The following is a 6,521-nucleotide window of genomic DNA, read 5'->3' as shown; positions in this document are numbered from 1 at the left end:
TAAATGATCGTGGCTGTAGCGCTAAAACAATTGATTCATATAGATATGCATTCATTAATCTTTTGCAATACTATTCAGAAGAGGAATCCATTGACGCTGATAAAGTAACGTTATCCGATTTGACATATGAAAATATCATTAGATTTCTTGAATGGTTACAAGAGCACCAGCATAATAGCATTTCATCACGAAATCAAAAACAATCTGCAATAAATAGTTTTATCCGGTATCTCTCATATGTAAAGCCGGAATATATGCCGGAATATCAAAGGATACTTGGAATTCCAATAAAGAAGGTTCCGCAGAAAGAGATATCTTATCTCAAAGAGGATGGCGTAAAACTCTTAATGGAGCAAATCCCACTACATAACACAAACGGATTAAGGGATTACATAATTCTGATGATGCTCTATACAACAGGGATGAGGGTAAGTGAACTTATAAACATAAGAGTAAAAGACATATCGCTTACATCTCCATATACAGTACTCGTACACGGGAAAGGACAAAAGAGCCGATTTGTTCCATTAAGCAGCCTTATAATTCCGATAATCAAACAGTACATTAAAGAAATGCATTACGATGTCCCTTCACATATGGATGACTGGCTTTTTATTAACCACATGAAAAACCAATTCACTAGACAAGGGATATGTTACATAGTAACAAAGTACTCTGATGCAGCCAGAAAAATAGACCCTAACCTAATACCAGTAGATATGAGCCCTCACAAGCTCAGGCATTCAATAGCTATGGGGTTAGTTGCTTCGGGTGTTGATTTAATTTACATCAGAGACTTACTCGGACATGTAAGCGTTAGAACAACTGAACGATATGCAAGAGCTGATGCCAAACTCAAGCGTGAAGCCATTGAAGCAGCCAGCAAAGAAATCGTTCCAAAGGAAGAGCCACAGTGGGATAATAATATATCACTTAAGAGTTGGCTTAAGGATCTGTGCAAATCTAAACTTTAAGAATCATTATGTAAAGAAATCCATTAGTAATGCTTGAAAATAGGCTGACTTTAATGGGTTTCTTTACATAAAAAATAACTTGTCATAACCTTTTTTATGTAAAGATTTACATAAAAAAGGAGCTTGTGAGAACAACCATGAATTTATAAGAAGAGTCATTCCAAAAGGAAAAGACATTGGGAAGTATACTCAGGAACAGATTGACCTGATGATGAATCACATCAACTCCTATAGCCGTCCCGAGCTGGGAAACAAACCACCCTATGCAATGCTCTCATTCATCTATGGCAAGAAGGTATTAAAGCTTTTTAGATTTGAAATCATAAAGCCTAATGACATTATTCTAAAACCTTCACTGCTGAAAATGGCAAAAAAAGAATAATTCATAATGGAGCGGGAACGGAGTCAAGGGACAGTACGCTGGGCGCGTGCGCCCGGGCAGCCCTTGACGCAGTGACACGGATTATCCTGAACTAACAGACAGCAAGCATGCTTGCTGTCCTGCTTCCGGCGAGGACGGGTCTGGGCAGAGCCCAGTTAAAGGGTCAAGGGACTAGTCCCTTGCAGGTTCTTAGGGCGGAGCCCTGAGCCTCCGGAGGACGTTAATCATGTCTCAGCCTGTATTTTGACCATTAACTATTAAATTCCGAGGTTTCTGCGGAGCAGAAACTTCCATTTCATAATAAAAAAGCCGGAGTTCTGCGTGGTTGGATGACTTTCATACCTACTTCTCTTAGGGGTGGAATTCACTAACTCTTAACAGGACTACGTGAACTCGACTTCTGATTGTCATACGCATTTTTCCGACTTTTGTGCTATTATAGCCGTAAATGTGGATAAAATCCATCATTTTTGTAAAAAGAAAACTCCACCCCGTGGAATTTACTCCTACAAGGTGGAATTTACTCTTACAAAGTGGAATTAACTATTACAAGTCACCTTAGCAAATTTTACTTTCCAAAGTCAATATTTTCTTAACTTTTAGCATTCTAATCTAATTCTCAAATCATCGAGCCTGCCATATATAAATGTGGTTATCTTATTTGAGTGCATCTCACTTCCCCCGGTGAATTGCATTGATATTAACTAATGATGACTTATTGTGGGTAAAACGGAAATCACCCACAAGAATCCTTCGTTCAAAAGAGTCATAAGGAATCCACCTCAAACGGTACCCCACTTATGACCAGACCTGCAGGAAATTGTATTTTATAAGAAAAAGTCCTTGCGGAGGTGCTGTAGGTCCTGCTGCTGCCCTGTCCCTTGCATCAATTATATCTTTTATATCTGATGGAACCCCTTTTCCACGACCTATATCCATTAGTGTCCCGGCAATTATCCGAACCATATTGTATAAAAAGCCATTGCCGATTATTCTTATTACTACTTCATCCCCATGCCTTGATACATCACAAGATATAATTTTTCTGACATGACTAAGTGCCTGGGATCCCGCACTGCAAAAGCTTGAAAAATCATGCTCTCCTACCAAAAACTGTGCTGCCTCATGCATAAGCTTTTCATCAAGGTCATAGCTACAGTGGCAGGTATACAGTCTTTTCGTAGGTATAAGTGTCTTAGTGTTTAAAATCCTGTACTCATAGGTCTTTTCGGATACGCATTTTCTGGGATGAAAATCCAATGGTACTTCTTCGGACTTCATAATCCTTATATCGTCAGGTAGTTTACTGTTTAATGCAGCAGCAAAACTGACTGCCGGTATTGACGATTCTGTTTTAAATACTACGATATTCCCATAAGCATGGACTCCCGCATCTGTTCTGCTGGCTCCAATTATCTCACTGTCTTCTCCCGTAAGATTGTCTATGGCATTTTTAATTGTTCCTTCTATTGTTGCTACATTTTCCTGAAACGCAAATCCATGATAGTTCGCGCCATCATAAGCAACAGTAATCATTATATTTTTCAAAAATGCTCCCTTATGATCAGATATTCATTCATCTAAGCATGCATAATACCAATTCCAGCTCTTAACCTGCTAAATTGTCTGCTAACGATTTATCTGTGAATCATCTGAAAATCCTGATGATACAACAGACATTAAAACAGTATACCTATCACAATCATTATTATCAGATATGCCACAATAATCGCATATGCTATGAAATCGTTCCTATGATAGATAAGCGGCTTCATCTTTGTTCTGCCCTCGCCACCACGATAACATCTGGCTTCCATAGCCATAGCCAGATCACTCGCTCTTCTGAACGCAGATATAAAAAGCGGAACAAGTAACGGAATCAGACTTTTTGCCCTCTGAATTACAGAACCACTCTCAAAATCAGCTCCTCTTGCCATCTGAGCCTTCATTATTTTATCGGTTTCTTCCATAAGAATCGGAATAAACCTGAGTGCTATCGACATCATCATTGATATTTCATGAACAGGTACATGAAATACTTTTAACGGATTCATAAGCTTTTCTAATCCGTCTGTAAGCTGATTGGGCGTTGTTGTAAGGGTCATTATTGATGATCCTGTAATCAAAAACACAAGCCTTATGCCCATCATTGCAGCAATCTTTATACCTTCTTTTGTTATTGATAATATCCAGAACTTAACAATCGGCTCACCCGGTGTTAATAATAAATTGAAGGTCATAGTTATCAGTAACAGAAAAAATATGGCCTTCATGCCTTTAAAAATAAATTTAACAGGCACGTTGGATAGCATCACTGCCATTATCAAAAAAGCCGCAGCTATTGCATAACCTATGAAATTATCCACTACAAACAAGGATACAATATAAACAAGTGTAGCTGTTATTTTTACTCTCGGATCCAGTTTATGCAGTACTGACTCCGTTTGATAATATTGTCCCAAGGTTATATCTCTAAGCATTATAATATGTTCCTAATTTTTATATTTAGTAAAATCGAATTTATCTTCTCAGCACTCTCATAATTTCATCCGCTGCTTCTTCAATAGTCGTAGCATCAGTGTTAACCGGGAATCCCTCTTTTTTCAATTCCTCCATAACGTATGTAACCTGCGGTGCTGCAAGTCCAATCGCTTCCAGTTCTTTGTAATGTGAAAATACTTCTTTCGGAGAGCCGTCGTACATTGCCTCTCCTCTATTCATTACTATGATTCTGTCAACATAATTAGCCACATCCTCCATACTATGGGAAACTAATATGACAGTTATCCCCATGTTTTGATGAAGTAATGAAATCAAATCCAATATTTCGTCTCTTCCTTTAGGATCAAGACCGGCAGTAGGTTCGTCAAGAATCAACACCTCCGGTTTCATAGCCAAAACACCGGCTATAGCGACTCTGCGCTTTTGTCCTCCGGATAGATCAAAAGGTGACTGATAGAAAGACTCATCTGGAAATCCAACCTTTTTTAGTGCATCGTAAGCTCTTAACTCAACTTCCTTCTGAGGCAGCCCTAAATTCTTCGGTCCAAAGCATACATCCTGAAAACAGTTCACTTCAAACAGTTGATGCTCAGGATATTGAAACACTAAACCAACTTTTGCACGTAAGCTTTTTCTATCATATTCAGGATCATTGATATCTTTTCCACCAAAATATACTGAACCGGATGTTGGCTTCATAAGTCCGTTAAGATGTTGTACTAAAGTTGATTTTCCTGAGCCTGTATGCCCTATCAGGCCAATAAATTCTCCATCCGGAATTTGTAAACATACATCCTTTAGTGCTGCTCTGGACATTGCTGTATCCGGATTATATATGTAATTTACATGATCAAGTATTATTGCCATGCTACTCCCATCAAAAAGCATTATCAATAACGTAATGCTTTTATAGCTTCTATTAGTTCTTTCCTATCAAGGATACCATCCGGTAATGGTAATCCTCTCTTTTGTAATTCATGAGCAAGTAATGTAACCTGCGGAACTCCCAACCTTAGCTCTTTGAGCTTATCAACCTGAGAAAAAATCTCCCTCGGTGTTCCCTGCATAGTAATATGACCTTTATCCATTACGAATACTCGGTCAGAATATATTACTTCCTCCATATAATGAGTAATAAGTATGATAGTAATATTTTCCACTTCATTAAGTGCTCTTGCAGCACGTATTACATCCTTCCTACCATTAGGATCCAACATTGCTGTAGGTTCATCAAATATTATGCATTTGGGATGCATCGCTATAACGCCTGCGATAGATACCCTTTGTTTCTGTCCACCTGAAAGATGATTTGGAGAGTTTTTTCTGAATTCATACATTCCTACGGTTTTAAGACTCTCTTCGACCCTTTCCCATATTTCTTCTGTAGGAACTCCCATGTTTTCCGGTCCAAATCCAACATCTTCCTCTACTATCTGTCCTATTATCTGATTATCAGGATTCTGAAATACCATCCCTGCTTCTTGTCGGATATTCCAGATATTAGAACTCTCAACTGTATTCATTCCGTCTACCCACACTGTTCCTTCTGTTGGAAACAATAATGCATTAAAATGCTTGGCTAATGTAGATTTTCCCGAACCATTATGACCAAGAATAGAGATAAATTCTCCATGTTTGACTTCAAGACTCACATCATTAACAGCAGTCTTTATTCCTTCAACATTTCCTTCTTCATCTCTTCTAATATATTCAAATGTCAGTTTCTCCGCTTGGAGCATTTTATCTGAACGCATAGTCCCTCGTTATCGTAAAATAGGTATTTTAAGTACATCTTAACTATTTTATTATATGAATTTATGAAAAACAAGCAAATATATGCTATGATAACTACATGTTTGAAAAATATATTAAACCGATAATAATTCTATTAGCTACAATAATCATATGTTCCATTTTAGCCAGAACTCTTAGTGGCAGTGAAACACTTACTGAATATGCCAATAAGCATCCTGAAATAGCTTATGGTGAAGATAATAATAATTCTTCAGACTGATTTGCATTCTGAACGATTGCAATCCAAAGTGTTTATTTCATGTGAAATCATTACAAAAATATGCAAAAAGAGCGGTCAATTGACCGCTCTTTAATAATATATTGGCTTTAATTAAACAAGCTCAAGAACAACCATCATAGCTGCATCGCCCTTACGCTGACCAATCTTAACGATTCTTGTGTAACCACCGTTACGGTTAGCATACTTAGGACCATACTCTGTGAAAAGCTTATCAACAAGGTCGATCTGCTTTGTGTTCTTCTTTCTGCCAGCTGCTTCCTTCGGAACCTCTGTTACAGGATAAAGAGTCTTGAGAATCTGTCTTCTAGCGTGCATACGTGAAGGCTTATCCTTCTTGATCTCTTTCTGAACAGTATCATAAACTGTTACCTTCTTACCATCCTTAACTTCCTTAACGCGCTTGCCATCCTTGTCTTTACGAGCAACCTTCGCATCAACTGTTACAGTCTCGTAATTATCCTTTTCCTTAGCTGCAAGTGCGATAATGGGCTCAACGATCTTCTTTACTTCCTTAGCTCTAGCCTCAGTAGTAACAATCTTACCATTGTAGAGAAGCATTGTTGCCTGGTTTCTAAGTAACGCTCTTCTAGGCTTTGTTGCTTTGCCTAATTTTCTGTACATTGCCATA

Annotated in this window: 7 protein-coding genes; 2 read left to right on the top strand and 5 right to left on the bottom strand. The window is 38.1% G+C overall.

Going from position 1 to position 6,521, the window contains the following annotated elements; all coding sequences use genetic code 11:
• Positions 1–974: tyrosine-type recombinase/integrase (locus tag G622_RS0115600; protein WP_026511475.1), on the top strand; the 974-nt coding region annotated here is incomplete at its 5' end.
• A 208-nt stretch (positions 975–1,182) separates the two neighbouring features.
• Positions 1,183–1,356, top strand: coding sequence for a hypothetical protein (locus tag G622_RS25890; protein ID WP_155831520.1), 174 nt, complete (start codon positions 1,183–1,185; stop codon positions 1,354–1,356).
• 798 nt (positions 1,357–2,154) lie between these two features.
• Here the strand turns inward: G622_RS25890 and truA are convergent.
• From truA to G622_RS0115565, 5 genes are all read right to left on the bottom strand, one after another.
• On the bottom strand, positions 2,155–2,904 hold the full coding sequence (gene truA, locus G622_RS0115590) for a tRNA pseudouridine(38-40) synthase TruA (protein ID WP_026511473.1): 750 nt from the start codon (positions 2,902–2,904) through the stop codon (positions 2,155–2,157).
• A 131-nt stretch (positions 2,905–3,035) separates the two neighbouring features.
• On the bottom strand, positions 3,036–3,836 hold the full coding sequence (locus G622_RS0115585) for an energy-coupling factor transporter transmembrane component T family protein (RefSeq protein ID WP_026511472.1): 801 nt from the start codon (positions 3,834–3,836) through the stop codon (positions 3,036–3,038).
• Between the two features lie 40 nt (positions 3,837–3,876).
• Entirely contained in the window at positions 3,877–4,725 is an 849-nt protein-coding gene (locus tag G622_RS0115580) for an energy-coupling factor transporter ATPase (protein ID WP_026511471.1), read from the bottom strand.
• Between the two features lie 23 nt (positions 4,726–4,748).
• Positions 4,749–5,612, bottom strand: coding sequence for an energy-coupling factor transporter ATPase (locus tag G622_RS0115575; RefSeq protein WP_044914685.1), 864 nt, complete (start codon positions 5,610–5,612; stop codon positions 4,749–4,751).
• 371 nt (positions 5,613–5,983) lie between these two features.
• Complete coding sequence (locus G622_RS0115565; protein WP_026511469.1) at positions 5,984–6,520, bottom strand: bL17 family ribosomal protein; 537 nt, start codon at positions 6,518–6,520, stop codon at positions 5,984–5,986.
• Position 6,521: the final 1 nt, after the last annotated feature.

This window comes from Butyrivibrio sp. LC3010 (assembly GCF_000424385.1).
Taxonomy (GTDB): Bacteria; Bacillota; Clostridia; order Lachnospirales; family Lachnospiraceae; genus Butyrivibrio.
Note: the sequence above shows the minus strand (reverse complement) of the source record. Positions and strands in the feature narration are given on the sequence as shown.

Excerpts from the sequence above, each read along its gene's own strand:
- G622_RS25890 (WP_155831520.1), top strand. The coding sequence starts at position 1,183 with ATGATGAATCACATCAACTCCTATAGCCGTCCCGAGCTGGGAAACAAA.
- G622_RS0115585 (WP_026511472.1), bottom strand. The coding sequence starts at position 3,836 with ATGCTTAGAGATATAACCTTGGGACAATATTATCAAACGGAGTCAGTA.
- G622_RS0115580 (WP_026511471.1), bottom strand. The coding sequence starts at position 4,725 with ATGGCAATAATACTTGATCATGTAAATTACATATATAATCCGGATACA.
- G622_RS0115575 (WP_044914685.1), bottom strand. The coding sequence starts at position 5,612 with ATGCGTTCAGATAAAATGCTCCAAGCGGAGAAACTGACATTTGAATAT.
- G622_RS0115565 (WP_026511469.1), bottom strand. The coding sequence starts at position 6,520 with ATGGCAATGTACAGAAAATTAGGCAAAGCAACAAAGCCTAGAAGAGCG.